This is a genomic window from Arthrobacter sp. MDT2-34-1, assembly GCF_059091365.1.
In genome coordinates, this window is sequence record NZ_JBNHGO010000127.1 from 1 (window position 1) to 501 (window position 501).

Consider the following 501-nt stretch of genomic DNA (forward strand, 5'->3'; position numbering starts at 1 on the left):
ACTTCGCGTCCCGCTGGGTGACCCGGGTTGGTTTGACCTCGCTGCAGACGATGGCTCTGACGATCTGGTAGCCCTCAAGTTCTTCCAGTGTTGTCTCAACGCTGTCGGCCTGGGTCAGGTCGCTTTCCACTGCGGGTTCACTGGTGACGGTTGCGGCAATGGCCGCATCGTCGCTGTGTGGGTAGTTCGGTGCGCCTAGAGCGGTCTTGAGGCGTTCGTTGACCTGGTCGTTGAGGAACTGTTTGGTTGCCTTGGCCACCAGCCCGGTGAACTGCTGACGGACCTTTTGGGTGTAGGCGCCCTCGTAGACGCGGGTCGTGAAGAATTTGACCCACTCGTCCTCGGGTTCCTTGAACTGGGAGGCGAGGATTCTCTTGATCTGGCCGATGTACTTCAGCTCGCCGGCCGCGTTAATGATCGAGTCCAGGTCGAAGACGTCCTTGGACAGCTTCTGCAGTTCCGGGATCAGCGTCTCGTCGATGTCGTTGAGGTCGAGCACCA

1 pseudogene is annotated in these 501 nt (G+C 59.5%); it reads right to left on the minus strand.

Annotated features, from left to right (window positions below):
- Positions 1-501: pseudogene (locus AC5RVV_RS17995) on the minus strand (restriction endonuclease); the annotation flags it as partial.